This window comes from Rhodovulum sp. 12E13 (assembly GCF_003340565.1).
In the GTDB taxonomy this organism is placed as follows: Bacteria; Pseudomonadota; Alphaproteobacteria; order Rhodobacterales; family Rhodobacteraceae; genus HLUCCA09.
Map to the genome: position 1 here is coordinate 136,292 of NZ_QPLK01000001.1, position 16,271 is coordinate 152,562.

Here is a 16,271-nt window from a genome sequence, read left to right on the forward strand (position 1 = left end):
AAGATGGAGACCAACGCCATGTGGCCCAGGATCAGATCGAAGCTGCCGGTCGCGCTGTTCCTTGTCGGCCTCTGCCCGGGACAGGCGCTGGCCTGCGCGGCCTACGATGCCGTGGTCGCCGCCGTCGAGGCCGACGACCGCGCGGAGGTGACACGCCTATACGACGTGCTGGGCGCCGACGAGAGCTGCGACGCGGCGATCCGCGACTGGGCGGGCGTCTATCTCGCCCGCCAGCACCTGCGCGAGGGGCTGGACGCCGAGCGCGCGCCCGAGGCCCGGCGCGCGGCGCTGCAGGCCGCCCTGTCGCTCGAGACCCACTGGCGCACCCTGTCGGAGCTGGGACGGCTCGAATGGGCCGAAAAGAACTATCCCGGGGCGGCCGCCTTGCTCCGCCGCGCGCTGACCGAGATCGCCGAGGGCAATCAGGATCACGAGGCGAAACCCGCCGACATCACCGCGCTGCGCACTCTCTACACCGACTCGCTCGCGCTCAGCGGCGAGACGCTGGCCTCGGCCGATGCGGCATCCGAGCTCTTTCGCACCAGTTACCGCGGCTTCAAGGTCGAGGAGACGCCGCTGCCGATCACCTTCCACTACGACAGCACGGAGTTCGACGCCCAGGGGCGCCGCTACGCCCAGCAGCTCCGCGACCATTTGCTGACCCACAACCCGCCGCGGATCGAGCTCGACGGCCACACCGACCCGAGGGGCGGCGAGACCTACAATCTCGAGCTTTCGGTGGCGCGGGCCGAGGCCGTCCGTCGGTTCGTGACCGAGGGCGGCTATGACGGCGAGATCGCCGTGCGCGGCTTCGGTGAGAGCAAGGTTCCGCCGCCGCCCGAGGGCGTTGTCGCGGGGTCGGAGGAGCATCACCGCATCGCCCGCCGCGTCGTCTTCCGCGGCAGCTGAGCGGCGCGGGGCGGCCCGGCGATGGAGCCGCATCTGCTCGTCCTCGCCGTGACGGCGGCGGCGCTCGCGGGCCTCTGCCTCGCCGACCTGTGGGAGCCGGGCCAGGCCGCCCGCGTTCGGGGTGTCGCGGCGGCGAGCGCCATCCTGCCCGCGCTGTTCTTCGCCCCCGCCGGCGCCGACGCGGCGTTTCTCGCGTGGACCGCGATCCTGGTTGCCCTCTTCGTGGCGCTCGCGGTCGTCGATCTCGCCTCGCGCACCGTGCCGGACGCGCTCGTGCTGCCGCTGATCGCGTTCGGGCTCGGGCATGCGTGGATGCGCGACCTGTCGGTCGGCGCGATGACCCTTGCCGTCGCTCTCGTCGTGGGGGCGGCGCTCTTCGCCTCGGCCGTGCCTGCGCGGCTGCGTGCCGGCATCGGCGGCGGCGACGTACTGCTCGTCGCCGCCGCGCTGGCCTGGCTTGGCCCGATGGTGGCGCTCGACCTCATCGTGCTGGTCGCGGCCTTGCTCCTGCCCTTCGCCGCCATGGCCGTGGCGCGGCGGGGCGCCCCCCGGGGCCTGCCCGCAGCCCCCGCCGTGGCGGCGGCCACCCTCGTGCTCTGGCTGCACGGCCCGATCCTGTAGAGTCTTTTCGGAGTGGACGGCGCAGCGCCGCTTCGCCATTCATGAACCCAAGGGGTAACCGGGCGTCACGGGGCGAGAGCGCGACAGGCATGGCCGCCGGCAGCAGGACCGATCACATGACGCTGGCGCTCGAGACCGTCCAGGCGGTGCTCGAGTCCGAGCACGCCTTCTTCGAGGCGGTCCGTACCGAGTTGCGCAAGGTCGCGCCGCTGTCGGAATTTCCTACCGTGTCGAGCCCCAACGGCATGGACTACGTGCTGCAGCTGACCCGCTTCCTGTTCTTCCTCGACGCGCTCAACTGCACCGACGCCGAAAAGGTCAGCCGTTTCATCGACCTGCACAACGCAAAGGTCGAGTCGGACATAGCCGACCCGGGCTATCCGCGATCGCTGGTCGAGGCGCGCAAGGCGATCATCCGGCCCGAGCGCAAGGCCAAGATCGTCGAGACCGTCGGGGCCTTCGGCCGGCCGATCTTCGCGATCTACGATTACGGGCACTTCCTGATCGAGAACATGTCGCCCAAGACCACCGAGAAGCTGATCGAGGACCTGCGTTACGGCGGGCTGCTCGTGCGCCGCGAGGATCACCGGATCGACGCCGACCAGAAGCGCGTGCTGATCGAGAGCACCGGCCTCTTGCAGCACTACTACGTGGCCTCGCTGCTGCAGCTGCGCAGGGATATCGCGGGCAATGTCGGCGTCTCGGTCGCCGAGGAAGAGACCGATCAGGCTTCCCTCGCCCACCGAGACAGGTAGCGCCGCGCGAGGAACTCCTCGACCGCCTGCGGATTGCTGAAGCGCGACAGGATGTCGGTGCTGTTCTGCTTTCGGATGTCGGGCTGGGCAGTGTCGGGGATCGAGATGCCGACATGCTCGCCGATCCGGGCCCGCGTTCGGGGGGCGGACAGGCGGGTATACTCCACGAAGAGCGGCCTCCGCCCCATCTCGCCGAAGATGTGCATCCGCTCCATCTCGATCCGCCGCTGGTACTCGAGGAAGTGCTCGAACTCGCCGGCGTCGAACGGCACCCGGAGCTGCTCGCCGGTGCGGTCGGTATGGCGCGCCCATTCGCCCGAGGCGCGCGCGATCTGCTCCGAGGAATACTGCGCCAGAAGGTTCTCGCGGCTCAGATGGATCAGCGCGGTGTCGGGATCCTCGGCGATGCGGCGGGTCACCGTCTGGTCGAGATGGGCGAAATGCTTGAACGCGACGAGCTGCAGGCCGGCGGCGCTCGCCTCTTCGCGCACCCGGTCGAGAAAGCCGGCGGGGTCGGTGTCGCGCTCGGCCAGCGCGTGGGGCGCGTCGACCGTCTCGCGGGCGAACTGGATCATCTCCTCGTGGAACAGCTCGAAATGGCAGAGCACCCCCGGCGTCCGGTTGAGCACGGCACATAGCAGGGTCGAGCCGGTGCGCGGGCTTGCGAGGATCGCCAGCATGCGCGCGCGGGTAGGGCGGAGGGTGAGCGCGGGGGCCGGCGGGGTCGACGAGGGGCGGAACGGCCCGGCCTCGGCCTGGGCGGGCGCAAGGCCCGGGAAGCGGCCCGAGGCTTCGGCGAGCGCCCAGAGCGCCTGCGTGTAGGCCGCCCCGTATGCCGCCCGGTCGTCGTGCGGCGGGGGATCGCCCGCCGCCGCCTCGGCGGTGCGCCGGGCGGCGTCGTCGCGCGCGGAGGCGTCGCGGGCGAGCCGGGCGGCGATGGCGATGTAGGCCGCGTCGTCCTCGGCCACGAGGTCGGCCAGGCCGTGGGCGCGCAGCCAGCCCGCGCCCGTCAGTTGCCGCAGCGCGCCGCCGGCCCGTGCCACGACCGGCGTGCCGACGGACAGCGCCTCGCAGACGGTCGTCGCCCCCGAGTAGGGGAAGCTGTCGAGCATGAGGTCGGCCGCGGCGACGAGGGCGCGCAGCCGCGCGGGCGGCATCGCCGGGCAGATCGTCACCCGTTCCCGCGGCAGCCCCGCGGCGGCGAGGCGCGCGGCGAAGCGCGCGGGGTCGGCCGGCATCGACCAGTTGGCGGCGAAAGGCGCGAGGACGAGCACCGCATCGGGCGCCTGCTCCAGCACCTGCGCCCAGGCGGCGAGCGCACGGTCGGTGATCTTGTGCGCCATGGCCGCCGAGATCAGCATCGTCTGCCCCTCGCCGAGCGCGAGGTCGGCGCGGAGCCGGGCCCCGTCGACGCGCCCGGGCGGCGGGAAGGCGTAGGCGCAGGGCGCCGCGCCCGGGATCTCGTGCAGCGGCTCGTGGTATTGTGCCTGCGCGTCGTCGGGCTCGGTCGCCGGGCAGGTGAGGGCCGCGTCGAACGAGGAGAGGCCGCTCGTCGTCGGGCAGACCGCCGTGTGCCAGACCTGAAGCGGCGCGAGGCGGTGGGCGTAGATCGCGGTCACCGGCTCGAAATCGCGGGCATAGGCCCCGGCCACGAAGATATCGAGCCCGAGCGCCCGGATCGCCGCGACGGCCTCGACCGTCGAAAGCCCGGCGAGGCACAGCGTGCGCGCGAAGACATCGGGCGCCGGGTCTCCCTCGTCGGACATGCGGATCAGCACCGGCTCGAACCGGGCGCTGTCGAGCCCGTCATACATGCCGCGCAGGGCCCAGCCCTCGGGCGTCGGCGTCACGTCGCGCACGAGCACGCCGAGGCGCAGGCGGTCGAGCCCTTCGCGGATCGTCGGCGGCGCGGTCAGGTCGGCGCCGGCATCGGCCAGCACCCGCTCGATGGCGCGGGACTGCAGACGCGCGAGCGCCGTGATGTCGTCCGCGCCGAAGATCATTCGCGTGGCGCGGAGCTGGCGGATCGTCGCGGCGGCGAGCGCATGGCGCCGCCCGAGCGTCGGCCCCTCCTCGAGCGCGGCGAGGGCGCTCGCGAGCAGCCGGCCGAGGTAGACGCGCCATGCGCCATGGTCGGCTTCCGTCTCGAGGTCGGGCGCCGCGCCGAGCCAGCCGCCGATCGCCTCGGGGCTGGCGAGAAACGGCACCGGCAGTCGCGCGAGATCGCCGCCGAACGGGTGCCGCCACGCGGGGATCAGCAGCAGCCCCGCGAGCGCATGGGCGAGGCGGCCACGGTCGGTCTCGGCGCCGGACAGGCCGTCGAGCGCGGCGCATTCCTCGTCCGTCGCGGGCATGCCGCGCGTCGCCTGCGCGAGGTCGACCAGCCGGCGGGCCTCGTCCTCGCTGCCGAGCAGGAGCAGCGGCAGCGCCACGTCGGAGCGGGCGACCAGGGAGACGAGCGCGGCGCGGCAGGCGGCAAGCTCGCCCGTCAGGTGGGGCGCGTCGGGATCGGCCAGAAGCGCGCCGGCACGGTCGAGCGCGCGCCGGAAGTCCGGGGCGCGCGTCGCGGGTTGCGCCGCCGGCCGGGCGGGGGGGGCGAGCCGCCCGCCGATCTCGATCTCGGTCAGTTCGACGGGGGCGAACTCCACCGCTTCGCCCGCGATCAGCACCGAGTGCAGCACGAGGTCGAGACGCCCGTTGGCGGGCGCCGCCCCGACCGGAACCGCGAAATCGCCGGGCCCGAGCAGGTCGGCCTGGGCCAGCATCGTCTCGCCGTGGCTGACGCCGAGGACGAGCGCGTGCCCCTCGGGCGGCGGAAAGAGCGGCGCCACGCGCAGCGTGACCGTCAGATCCTCCGCCTCGGGGTCGACGCCGAGCGACAGCGTCGCCTCTGCGGCGGCGGTCTGGGGGCCTGTGGTGCCCCCGGTGAACCAGCCCGCGCCGAAGGCATGGGCCGCGAGCGGATGCGCGAGGAAGGCGACGGTCTCGCCGGGAGAGACCGGGAGCCGGCCGGGATCGGGGCCGAGCGGGCGGAGGGCGACCGCGGCGAGAACGAGCGATGCGGCGTCCTCTCCGTCGTCGGGCTCGAAGCGGAGCGTCACCCGCGTCTCGACCGCCTCGCGCAGCAGCAGGGTGGCGGCGATCCGGGCGGCGCTGCCGGTGCGGCCGTGAAAGGCGGGGGCACCGTCGGCCTCGATCGTCAGCCGGCCCGCCGGGACGGGCGTGGCAAGGTCGAGGACGAGGCGTGCGGGGCCGGGCCGCGGGGCCGACAGGTGAAGGCAGCCGCGCTCGCCCGCGAGGGCCGCGCCCCCTCCCGGCGCGGGGCGCCACGCCCCTGCCTCCAGCCCGGCGCCCAGCGCCGCGAAGGCCGGCTCGGGCTCCGGGCGCAGGAGCGGGGCGTGCCGCTGCGTGCGACCGGTGCCCACCTCCACCGTTCGGAGAGCCGGCGGCGGCCCGTCGCCCCGTGCCCGCGCGACGATGTGAACGCGCCGGTCGGGGGCGAAGGGTGCGCGCGGCAGCGAGACCGAGGCGTGCCGCTCGTGCGGGCGTAGCTCGGCGGCCTGGTGCCCGTCGGCGAAGACCTCGATGCCCGCGTCGCAGGCGGGCTCCAGCTCCAGCTCGACCGAAAGCGGGCCGGTCGCCGGGGGCAGGCGCAGGTCGAGGGCCGTCGCCTGTCCGGTCACGCGGCACGAGGCGGCGATCTCCGGGCTGGCGGCCAGCGGGTGCGGGCGGTCGGGCGCGACGATCGGCGGCCAACGCGGGCGCAGCAGGTCGTCGAAGCGCGCGAACGGCTGCTCGCCGTGCGCGTCGCCGTGCCGCTCGATCAGGTCGGCCCGTGTGGCGAGCGCCGCGCGCAGCCGCCCGGCCTCCGGCCCGAGCAGGGTGTCGGGGGCATCCGCCAGGCCCCGAAGCGCGCCGATCACGTCGACCCGGTTGGCAAGGCGCAGCCCCTTGTCCCAGCCACCGGCGCCGAGCCGGGCGTAGTTGTTGGCGAAGTGGATGCGGTAGCTGCCAAGCACGCGGCGCACCACGCCCGTCCGTCCGAACAGCGCCGCGGCCCGCACCAGCCAGCAATCGGCGCTGATCCGCCAGCGGGCCTCGGGCATCGGCAGCGCCGCCGCGAGAAAGGCGCGCCCGAAGACGTTGCCCGAGGTCGGCGGGAAGGGATAGCTGCCGCGCAGCAGAACTCCGGGGCGGTTGTCGGGCAGCGGGCCGTGTCCGGGGCCGAGGCTCGGGTTGACGCCGAGGCTGGCGCCGCCCGCGTCGATCATCTCGAGGTCGAAGACGAGGCTCGCCATGTCCCCCGACCAGTGCAGCAGCACAGTCTCGAGCGCGTGCGGATGCAGCAGGTCGTCGGCGTCGAGAAACAGGATCATCTCGGCGCTCGTCTCGGCGAAGCCGCGGTTGAAGGCGGCCGCCTGCCCGCCGTTCGCGCAGGCGACGGCGCGGACGCGGCCGGCGTATCGGTCGAGCACGGCGGCGGTGTCGTCGGTCGAGCCGTCGTCGATCACCACGATCTCGTCGGCCGGGCGCGTCTGCTCGAGCACGCTGTCGAGACAGGCCGAGAGGAAGTGGCCGTAATTGTAGGCCGTGACGACGACGGCGATGCGGCGGGGCGCGGCGGGATCGGTCATGGCAGGCTCGCGTGACGGGAGTCGGCGGGGGCGAGCGCGATGCCGAGAAGCGCCCCGCCGAGCAGACCCCCGCCCTCGAGCCCGAGGAGTCGCGGATCGACCAGCAGCGTGGTGGCGACATCGAGGATCACGTCGGCGCCCGGGCCGGCGTCGATGTCGAGGGTGAGCGTCTCCGGCCCCTCCGCGCCGGCGCTCTGCACACGGGCGTCGCCCGCGCGCAGGTCGAGCCGCTGACCGCTGCCCGGAAGGGCGAGGACCCGGGCGACGAGGCGCAGCGGCCCGCGGCCGGGGCGGGGCAGGTGCAGCCGCGCCGCGCTGGCGCCGAGCCAGAGCCCGTCGCCCCCGGCATCGTGCCACAGGTCGGGCGCCTGTGCGCAGGCGGCGAGCGCGGCCGGGTCGAGCCGTTCGGCATGCTCGGGGCGCGGCCCCGCGGCGTGCGTGACATGGCGCGCGATGCCCGTCAGGCGCATCCCCTCGGGGAGGTCGAGCTCGAGCTGCCGGGCGGCCGCGGGGGCGACGAAGGTGGCGCAGGCCCCGCCCGCAAGACGAAGGGTCACCCGACGGTCTCCGGCCGCGATCCCGACATCGGCGATCGGGGCCGCCGCGTCGCCGCCGTCCGGCTCTGCGCGGTCGCCCGCCTCGCGGTCGATCCGCAGCACGAGGGGTGCGGCCACCGGGCCAGCCAGCTGGCCGACCACCGGGCCAGCCATCGGGCCAGCCAGCGGGCCAGGCATCGGGCCGGGCAGGGGCACCGTCAGGCGGTCCGGCGCCGCCTCGATCGCGCCGAGATCGTCCGGCGCGACGAGACGGCCCGGCGGCAGCGGGTCGGCCGGGTCGAGGGGCAGCAGGCGCAGCGACGACAGGCGCGGGCGCGGGGCGCCGTCGGCCGCGACGAGCGTGATCTCGACCAGCCCGGAGGGCGGAACCGCGGATGCCGGCAGCGTCACGACAAGGCCGGTGCCGTGCGCGTCGAGTTCCTGCTCGGGCGCGGCGGCGCGCAGCCCGGCCATCAGCGGCAGCGGGTCGGCCACGATATGCAGCAGGTGATCCCCGTGCCCCGGCGCCGACAGATGCAGGCCGGCTCGCGGCGCGGCCATGCGCGCGCCTGCGCGGTCGGGCCAGTGCCAGCCTGCGCCGAGGCAGCGCCGGCCGGCAGGCTCGTCGGGGCGCACCGGGCGCCCCACGGGCAGAACCGGCGCCCCGGCGAAGGCGGGCAGGGCGCGCTGCGCGGCGAGCTCGGTGACGAGCGGGCGCGCGCCCTCGGGCACCAGCGTGATGCCGGCCCGCCATGTCCGCGTCGCGGGGTCGTGCTCGAGGATGTCGCCCGCGATGCGCAGGGTCAGCGGCCCGCCGCCCCCCGGCAGCGGGTCGTGGCGCATCCCGTTGATCCAGACCGTGAGCGGCCCGCCGCCCTCGGTGGCGAGCCGCAGCGTCCAGTCCGCGCACGGGCCAGGCAACCGCAGGGCGAGCGTGGCGAAGGCGCCGTCGAGCGCGACGCCCTCGCCGGGGGCGAGGCGCCAGCCGCGGCCGAGCGGCGTCGTCCCGCGCGCCTCGCGCAGGTCGACGATCTCGCCGGGTCGGAGGATCGGCCATGTCGCCGGCCCGCCGAAGCGCGCCGGATCGCTCTCCGCAAGGTGGCGCCGCAGCCGGCCGAGGGGCGGGCGGTCGCGCCGGGTGCCCGAAAGAGGGCCCGACAGAGGGCCCGACAGGGGCGGGCGACGCAACCGCCGCGCCGGCGCGCGAAGGCCCGCGGCGAAGGCGGCGAGCCGGCGCGCGTGCGAGGCCGGCTCGGCCCGTGCCGCGAGCACGGCGGCGTCGCGCGCATGCGTCTCGCCGCCCCGGCCGGAGAGACGGCGCGCGACGTCGGCGAAGGCCTGCCGGCGCTGCTGCTCCTTCCGGTCGTGGTAGGGCGCTTCCGTCCCCATCGTGGCGAAATACGCGTTGCGCCCGTGCAGGCGATACTGGCCGAGCGTGCGGTCGAGGTGCCGCGCCTCGCCGAGAAAGGCGGCACCGAAGACGAGGTAGACGTCGGCGCTGATCCGCCATGCGCGCTCGGGAATCGGCATCAGTCGCTCCAGCGTCGCCCGCGGAAAGGCGTTGCCGCTCGTCGGCATCATCCGCACGAATCCCTCGGCCAGGAGCGGCCCCCGCAGGTCGCCGGCCGCCGCGATCCGCGACATCGGGAAGAGGCCGGTCGGGTGCCCGCCCGCATCGATGGTCTCGAGCCCGAAGGAGAGCCGGGCCACACCGTCGAGCGGCTGCGTGGCGAGCGTCTCGACCGCCTCGGGCGCGAGCCGGTCGTCGGCGTCGAGGAACACGATCAGATCGCCCGTCGCCGCGGCGAAGCCCGCGTTCAGCGCCGAGCCCTGGCCGCCGTTCTGCTTCAGCACGGAGCGGATGCCGGAAAACCGGGCGATCACGTCGCGGGAGGCGTCGGTCGAGCCGTCGTCGACCACGATCACCTCGTGGGCGGGCCGCGTCTGGTCGAGCGCCGAGGCGATGGCGGCGCCGAGATACGCGGCGTAATCATGGTTGTTGACGACGATGCTGACGCGCGAGGGGCGATGGGTGACAGCCGTCGCCGCATCGGCCACGAGCTCGGCGAGAAGGGCGGGGTCGGGCGGCACCGCGTTGAAGAGGGCGTCGACGGCCAGCCAGCGCCGCACCGTGTCGCGCGGGGCACCGGGCGCCCGAGGCGCGAGCCTGCGCAGGAGCGCGGCGGCGTCCACCGCGTCGGGCAGAGCGGACAGTGCGGCATGGATCGTCACCGCGTCGAGGCCGGGGCCGAAGCGGGCGAACAGCCGCTCTAGTCGGCCGCATGTCGCGCCGGTCTGCTCGGTGACGCGAAGCTGCTCGGCGCACCACGACGGCTCGACGCGGATCCGCGGAAGCCCGGCCGGAGCCGGCCCCGTGCCGAGCGCAGCCGAGGCATGGGCGGCCGTCCCGGTCGTGGCGATGCCCTGCCGGGCGAGATGGGGCGCGAGCGCCATGTCGGCGATCGGCCCGCCGATCGGGCTGGCAAGAACGAGACGTGGCGCCGTGGCCCGCCCCGGTATCGGCTGCATCGCGGGGCCGCGCGCCGTCAGTAGCCCGAGGTGCCCGGTCTGTCCTCGGGGTTGAGGATGCTCTGCGCGAGCGCCTGCGTCGACGAGCTTTCCACGGCCCGCCCGCCGCCGCGCGCCACGTTCTGCGGCAGCTGCGCGCGGATCGCCGGGTCGAGCCCGGCGATGGCCGAGGCCGGGATGGCCGCGACCGTCGAGGCCGGCAGCGTGTTGACGACGAAGGGAATGCAGTTGCTCGCGGGGAAATTGGTCATCAGGGAGACGACCGACGACAGCGACCGTGTGCGGATCGCCTGCCGGCAGGCCTGCCCCTCGGCCTGGCTCGCCACCGTCAGGACAGTCCCGCCCGATACCGTGACGGTTGGAGTGCCGGCCGTCGGAACCGGCGCGCATCCCACCTGAAGCGCGATTGCGCCGGCCGAGGTGCCGATGGCCAGCGACCGGGTCAGGCGGGACAGGGACTTCTTGTCGGCCATGCGGCTATTCTCTCTGGAAATAGATTTGCGTTACGTTAGTCTGAACATGAACGCTACGTTAAGTGCAACCATTTGTTGTCGTCTTTTCTGGCGCCGGTTCATCCGGCGTCGCCTGGAGAAAGCCCTCGGTGACCTCGCAAGGCGCAGATCGCGAACGACCGCTGCAGCGATGCCGGGGATGGGGGGCGCTTGCCGTCGGCACCGTGCTGCTGATCGGGGTGCTTGCCGGCCCGGCGGCTGCCGCGCGGGTCGCCCTGGTGATCGGCAACGGCGCCTACAGCGACGTCACGCCGCTGCCCAATCCGCGCAACGATGCGACGGCGCTCGGCGCCACGCTCGCGGGGATCGGCTTTGATGTCGACGTGGTGATCGACGGCGATCTCGCAACGATGAGGGCCGCGATCGACGAGTTCACCGAGCGGGCGGACGGCGCGGAAGTCGCACTCGTCTTCTATGCCGGTCACGGCCTGCAGCTCGACGGCACGAATTACCTGCTGCCGACCGACATCGCGCTGGCCACCCGGGCCGACCTGCACGGCGGGGCGCTGACAATGGACGAGATGTTCGACGCCTTCGCCGAGGCGGCGCCGGAGACGGCCATTCTCATCCTCGACGCCTGCCGCGACAATCCCTTTGCCGCGGCGATCGGGGCGGGGCAGGGCCTCGCCAGCGGCACGCCCGGCTCGGGCAACGTCAACCGCCCCAGCGCTGCAGGCACCGTGATCGCCTTTTCCGCGGCGCCGGGCGCGGTGGCCTCTGACGGGGCCACCGGCAACAGCCCCTACACCACGGCGCTCCTGCAATGGATCGACCGCCCCGGGATCGAACTCGGCACGATGTTCCGCCGGGTGCGCCGCACGGTGCTCGATCTGACCAACGAGCAGCAGGTGCCCTGGGTCGAGGAGGCGCTCGTCCAGGATGTCTATCTCAACCCCGCACCGCCGCCGCCGCCGCGGTCGTCCGCCGAGCGGATGGAGGTCGCGCTGCTGACCAACGTGCTGGGCTTCGCCGACGAGGTCGAGCGCGACGCGGCCCAGACCTTCTACGATCGCTACGTCGTCGATGCCTCGCTCACGGCTGACGGCCCGCTCGACGCCGACGAAACCCAGGTGCGCGCCGGCCTGATCTGGCTGTCGATCCGCGAGAGCGACGACCCCGCGGTATTCCGCGCCTATCTGGACGAGTTCCCCGGCGTCGGCTTCGCGCGGCTCGCCGAGGAGCGCCTTGCCGAGCTCGCCGCCGCGCCGCCCGCGCCCGAGACGCTGGCATGGCTCGACGACCTGCCCCCCGTGCCGCCGCGGCCTGCGGTCGTGCCGGAGGCAGCCCCGTCGCCGGCGGCAGAGCCGCCTGGCGCGATCGTGCAGCTGCCGCCCGAGCGCCCCGGCGCGCCGCCGATCCCGTCCGACCCCGGTGCCCCGCTGACCGGCGAAGGCGGGGCTGCGCGCGAGCCGCAGCGCCCGCCCGGGCTGGCCCCGGAGAGTGCCGTGGAGCGGCCGCCTCGGATCTCCGTGCAGCACGCCCCGCCATCGCCCTCGCAGCTCGAAAGCGAACTTGCGCTCGAGCCGTCCGAGGACTTGGCCGTGCAGGTGCTGCTGGCGGAGGCCGGGTATTATCGCGGCCCGATCGACGGCGATTTCGGCCCCGGCACCCGTGGCGGCATCGAGCGTCTGCAGGCCGAGAGCGGCCTGCCTGCGAGCGGCTTTCTCACCGTGGAAACCCTTCGCCAGCTCGTCGCCCGCGCCGCCCCCGATGTGCTGGGCCGCGCGGCGGCAGAGCGCTACCATCCCGACGTGCACGGCGTGGCCGCCATCGCGGTGGGCGGCCCCGGTGCCGAGCCCGAGGTGGTGCGCGTCGAGGCGATCAACCGTAACGACGAAGTGCATGCCTACTGGCGCGAGATCGCCGACGCCTTCGAGGCCGACAACCCCGGCACGCTGATCGAGATCACCCACCGCCCAGGCGTGCGTTACCGTGTCGAGCTCATGTCGATTCTCGGCGCCGAGACCCCGCCCGACCTGATCTATACCTGGTCGGGCGGGCATCTCGACGCCCTGCGCGAGGCAGGCTTCGCCCGCGACCTGACTGACGAGATGGCCGAGGGGTGGGCCTTCGAGTTCAAGCCGGGCGCGCTGCAGACCTACACCCACGAGGGCCGTGTCTACGGGGTGCCGATGCACCTGTCGCTGATCTCGCTCTACGCGAACCGCCCGGTGCTGGAGCGCGCAGGCATGACGGTCGAGGGCCTGCGCACATGGCAGGGCTTCCTTCGTGCGGTCGAGACGCTGCAGCGGCAGGGGATCCAGCCGATCACCGTGGGCGGCGGCGACATCTGGCTCTACAACCTCTATTTCGGCCAGCTCGCCCAGCGCCTCGGCGGGCGGTCGGCCATCGTCGGGGCGCTGGCGGGCGAGGGCGAGGGCTTTGACGGCCCCGCGTTCCGCGCGGCCGGCGACGCCTTTGCCCGCCTCGTCGCGCTCGAACCCTTCCAGCCGGGCCACGGCGCGATGGACGACGGCCGCGCGACCCAGATGGTCGCCGAAGGCGAGGCGGCGATGATCCTCACCGGCAGCTGGCGGCTGCAGCGGATGATGTGGAACTGGACGGGCGGACCCGACGCGATGGACGCCGAACTCGTGCAGCTTCCCTTCCCCACGATCGGCGACCGGCCGCAGCAGAGCGTCACCTACGGTGGAGCGGACGGCTTCGCCGTGTCGCCCGAGGCGCCCGACGTCGCCCTCGACTTCCTCCGCCGGCTCACCGCCATCGACGTGCAGGAGCGGATGGTCCGGATCGCCTCCGACATCCCCGCCGCCTCGGGCGCCGACCTCGCGGTCGAGGCGGGCTTTCTGCAGGAGGCGGCCGAACGTGTGCTGGTGAGCACCTACCACCAGCTCTACCTCGACCAGGAGCTGGGGCCGGGGGCGGGCGACGTCCTCAACGACGGCATCGTCGACGTGGTGGCCGGGGCGTCCGACATGAACAAGGTGTTGCGCGATCTCGACGCGACGCTGCAGGCGGCCGACTGAGGCCCCCTCGGGGCATCTGGCCCTGAAGGGGCCGGTGCCGGAGGAAGCGGCCCCATGCGGTCGGGTCCGTTTCTGGGGGCACTGCGGGGCGAGGCGCGCGCCCTGCGACGCCGGTGGCCGGCACAGGCCGGCAAGCCCCGCGCCGCTCCGCACGCTGCACCGGCGAGCCTCCGGGCCGCGATCGTCGGCTCACTGCCCGCGCTTGCGCGCCGCTCCGCAGACCGGCCGGATTGCTCGGTCGCGGCCGAGGACCTGTGCGTTCACTCGGTCACCTCCGTGCCACCTCTGTCGCCGCGTGACAGCGCACATGGGGGGCAATAGGGTCACCCCTGAACGGAAAAGACCGAGAGGCGGCAGGATGATCGACTTACTGATCCGGGGCGCGAGCCTGCCCGATGGCAGGCAGGGGCAGGACATCGCCATCCGGGGCGGGCGCATCGTCGACGTCGCGCCCGGGATCGACGCCGAAGCGGGGCGCGTGCTCGACGCGGGCGGCCATCTCGCCTCGCCACCCTTCGTCGATGCGCATTTCCACATGGATGCCACCCTGTCGCTCGGCCTGCCGCGGATGAACGTGTCGGGCACGCTGCTGGAGGGCATCGCGCTCTGGGGCGAGCTGCGCCCGACGCTGACGCGCGAGGCGGTGGTCGACCGAGCGTTGCGCTACTGCGACCTCGCGGTGTCGAAGGGGCTGATGGCGGTGCGCAGCCATGTCGACGTCTCCGACCCCGCCCTCGTCACGGTCGAGGCGTTGCTCGAGGTGCGCGAGCGCGTGGCGCCGTATCTCGACCTGCAGCTCGTGGCCTTTCCGCAGGACGGGTACTTCCGCCACCCCGACGCGGCGAAGGCGCTGGAGCGGGCGCTCGACATGGGCGTCGACGTGGTGGGCGGCATCCCGCATTTCGAGCGCACGCTGGAGGCCGGGCGCGCCTCGGTCGAGGCGCTGTGCCGGATCGCGGCCGAGCGGGGCCTGCGCGTCGACATGCATTGCGACGAGACCGACGACCCCCTCTCGCGCCATGTCGAGACGCTGGCCGAGCAGACGCTGCGCTTCGGCCTCGAGGGCCGGGTTGCCGGCTCGCACCTGACCTCGATGCACTCGATGGACAACTACTTCGTGTCCAAGCTCATTCCGCTGATGGCCGAGGCGCGGCTCGCGGCGATCCCCAACCCCTTGATCAACATCATGATCCAGGGCCGCCACGACACCTACCCCAAACGGCGCGGGCTGACCCGCATACCCGAGCTGATCGAGGCCGGCATCGACGTGGCGCTGGGGCAGGATTGCGTGATGGACCCGTGGTATTCGATGGGTACGGGCGACCTGCTCGATGTGGCGCACATGGCGGTGCACGCCACGCAGATGGGCTCGCAGGACGACAAGCGCACGTTGTTCGACGCGGTGACGACGGTGCCCGCGCGCATCCTCGGGCTCGAGGGCTACGGCCTCGCGCCCGGCTGCCATGCCGACCTCGTGATCCTGCAGGCGACCGACCCCGCCGAGGCGATCCGCCTGCGCCCCGCGCGCCTCGCGGTGATCCGGCGCGGCAGGGTGGTGGCCGAGACGGCGCCCGAGATCCCGCGCCTGTCGCTCGAGGGCCGCCCCGGCACGGTCGACCCGGCCGCCTATGCGCCCCGCCACGCCCGCCAGGGCGGCGCCTAATTTCGAGGCACATCCCCTATCCGGCACAGCAATTGGGCAGCCGCCCCTTGACTCCGCCGGCCCGTGGCGAAGTGTGGCGCCGTCGCGCGGGGCGGTCCCGCGCCCGAAGTCCAACGAGGGGGACCTGCCCATGATCCGCACCCGAATGAACCGTCGCCGTCTGCTCGGCGCCGGCGCCGCGCTGACCGCCTCGGCCCTCGCCGCACCCGCGTTGCTGCGCGCGCAAGGCGCGGCCGTTAAGGTCGCGGGCATCCACGCCTCGCCGGTCGAGAACGCCTGGAACTCCGTCCTGCACGCGGCGATGGTGGCGGCCGATGCCGACGGGGCGATCGAATACACCTTCTCCGAGGGCGTGTCGGGCACCGACTATCCGCGCGCCATGCGCGAGTTCGCCGAGGCGGGCAACGTGCTCATCGTGGGCGAATCCTACGCCGTGGAGCGCGAGGCGCGGCAGGTCGCGGCCGACTATCCGGACACCGCGTTCCTGATGGGCTCGTCCGGCGAGGCGGCAGGCGACAATTTCGGCGTCTTCGGCACCTGGAACTGGGAGGCGGCGTATCTCGCCGGCATGCTGGCGGGGCGGATGACGCAGTCGGGCATCGTGGGCTCGGTCGGTGCCATCCCGATCCCCGAGGTCAACATGCTGATCAACGGCTTTGCCGACGGCGTGGCGCGCACCAACCCAGAGGCGCAGCACCTGGTCAGCTTCATCGGCACCTTCTTCGACCCGCCCAAGGCGCGCGAGGCCGGGCTGGCGCAGATCGACGCCGGAGCAGACATCCTGTTCGGCGAGCGGATCGGCACGGCCGATGCGGCGCAGGAGCGCGGCATCCCCGCCATCGGCTCGCTGATCGACTATACTCCCCGCTACCCCGAGACGGTCTTCGCCAACGCGCTGTGGAACTTCCGCCCGCTGATGGAGGCGGCGCTGGCCGATGCGCTGGCGGGCGAGCCCACGGGCAAGAACTATACGCCGCTCAGCCTGATGAAGGACGGCGGCAACGACATCTCCTACGTCGAGACGGTGCCGCCCGCCGAGGCGGTGGCCGAGATGGAGGAGGTGCGCGCCGCCATCAAGGCGGGTGCGTTCGAGGTGCCCCGCAACTTCGAAGAGCCCGCCTGATG

The 16,271-nt window shown here is 73.7% G+C and carries 9 protein-coding genes; 6 read left to right on the top strand and 3 right to left on the bottom strand.

Going from position 1 to position 16,271, the window contains the following annotated elements; translation table 11 throughout:
* The first annotated feature begins 3 nt into the window (after nucleotides 1-3).
* The 3 genes from DLJ49_RS00635 to DLJ49_RS00645 all read left to right on the top strand — a co-directional run bounded on the left by DLJ49_RS00635 (nucleotide 4) and on the right by DLJ49_RS00645 (nucleotide 2,285).
* Nucleotides 4-909 carry an OmpA family protein gene (locus DLJ49_RS00635; protein ID WP_147277248.1) on the top strand — a complete coding sequence of 302 codons (906 nt, stop codon included), beginning with the start codon at nucleotides 4-6 and terminating at the stop codon, nucleotides 907-909.
* A gap of 21 nt (nucleotides 910-930) precedes the next feature.
* Entirely contained in the window at nucleotides 931-1,530 is a 600-nt protein-coding gene (locus tag DLJ49_RS00640; RefSeq protein WP_115391579.1) for a prepilin peptidase, read from the top strand.
* Nucleotides 1,531-1,646: 116 nt separating this feature from the next.
* A complete protein-coding gene (locus tag DLJ49_RS00645) occupies nucleotides 1,647-2,285 on the top strand; it encodes a hypothetical protein (RefSeq protein ID WP_147277249.1) in 639 nt (212 codons plus the stop codon).
* Here the strand turns inward: DLJ49_RS00645 and DLJ49_RS00650 are convergent.
* From DLJ49_RS00650 to DLJ49_RS21625, 3 genes are read right to left on the bottom strand one after another with little or no spacing between them, the layout of a single operon-like run.
* Nucleotides 2,255-6,919: a Stf0 family sulfotransferase gene (locus tag DLJ49_RS00650; RefSeq protein WP_115391581.1), complete on the bottom strand. Its 4,665-nt coding sequence runs from the start codon at nucleotides 6,917-6,919 to the stop codon at nucleotides 2,255-2,257. The two genes, DLJ49_RS00645 and DLJ49_RS00650, sit on opposite strands and share 31 nt — an antisense overlap.
* Nucleotides 6,916-9,984 (bottom strand): glycosyltransferase family A protein, encoded by a 3,069-nt coding sequence (locus DLJ49_RS00655; protein WP_158547360.1) that lies wholly within the window; start codon nucleotides 9,982-9,984, stop codon nucleotides 6,916-6,918. The genes DLJ49_RS00650 and DLJ49_RS00655 overlap by 4 nt, the downstream gene beginning before the upstream one ends.
* A 17-nt stretch (nucleotides 9,985-10,001) precedes the next feature.
* The gene (locus DLJ49_RS21625) at nucleotides 10,002-10,457 is read right to left on the bottom strand and encodes a hypothetical protein (protein WP_158547361.1); all 456 of its coding nucleotides are present in this window, start codon (nucleotides 10,455-10,457) and stop codon (nucleotides 10,002-10,004) included.
* Between the two features lie 203 nt (nucleotides 10,458-10,660).
* Here DLJ49_RS21625 and DLJ49_RS22785 point away from each other — a divergent pair, with 203 nt between their 5' ends.
* From DLJ49_RS22785 to DLJ49_RS00670, 3 genes are all read left to right on the top strand, one after another.
* Entirely contained in the window at nucleotides 10,661-13,483 is a 2,823-nt protein-coding gene (locus tag DLJ49_RS22785) for an extracellular solute-binding protein (protein ID WP_158547362.1), read from the top strand.
* 358 nt (nucleotides 13,484-13,841) lie between these two features.
* The gene (locus DLJ49_RS00665; RefSeq protein ID WP_115391584.1) at nucleotides 13,842-15,146 is read left to right on the top strand and encodes an amidohydrolase family protein; all 1,305 of its coding nucleotides are present in this window, start codon (nucleotides 13,842-13,844) and stop codon (nucleotides 15,144-15,146) included.
* 130 nt (nucleotides 15,147-15,276) lie between these two features.
* Nucleotides 15,277-16,269 carry a BMP family protein gene (locus DLJ49_RS00670; protein WP_199533256.1) on the top strand — a complete coding sequence of 331 codons (993 nt, stop codon included), beginning with the start codon at nucleotides 15,277-15,279 and terminating at the stop codon, nucleotides 16,267-16,269.
* Nucleotides 16,270-16,271: the final 2 nt, after the last annotated feature.

Bases quoted from the DNA above. Each gene is read 5' to 3' on its own strand.
- DLJ49_RS00670 (WP_199533256.1), top strand. From the start codon at position 15,277: ATGATCCGCACCCGAATGAACCGTCGCCGTCTGCTCGGCGCCGGCGCC.
- DLJ49_RS00635 (WP_147277248.1), top strand. From the start codon at position 4: ATGGAGACCAACGCCATGTGGCCCAGGATCAGATCGAAGCTGCCGGTC.
- DLJ49_RS00665 (WP_115391584.1), top strand. From the start codon at position 13,842: ATGATCGACTTACTGATCCGGGGCGCGAGCCTGCCCGATGGCAGGCAG.
- DLJ49_RS00650 (WP_115391581.1), bottom strand. From the start codon at position 6,919: ATGACCGATCCCGCCGCGCCCCGCCGCATCGCCGTCGTCGTCACGGCC.
- DLJ49_RS00640 (WP_115391579.1), top strand. From the start codon at position 931: ATGGAGCCGCATCTGCTCGTCCTCGCCGTGACGGCGGCGGCGCTCGCG.
- DLJ49_RS00655 (WP_158547360.1), bottom strand. From the start codon at position 9,984: ATGCAGCCGATACCGGGGCGGGCCACGGCGCCACGTCTCGTTCTTGCC.
- DLJ49_RS21625 (WP_158547361.1), bottom strand. From the start codon at position 10,457: ATGGCCGACAAGAAGTCCCTGTCCCGCCTGACCCGGTCGCTGGCCATC.
- DLJ49_RS00645 (WP_147277249.1), top strand. From the start codon at position 1,647: ATGACGCTGGCGCTCGAGACCGTCCAGGCGGTGCTCGAGTCCGAGCAC.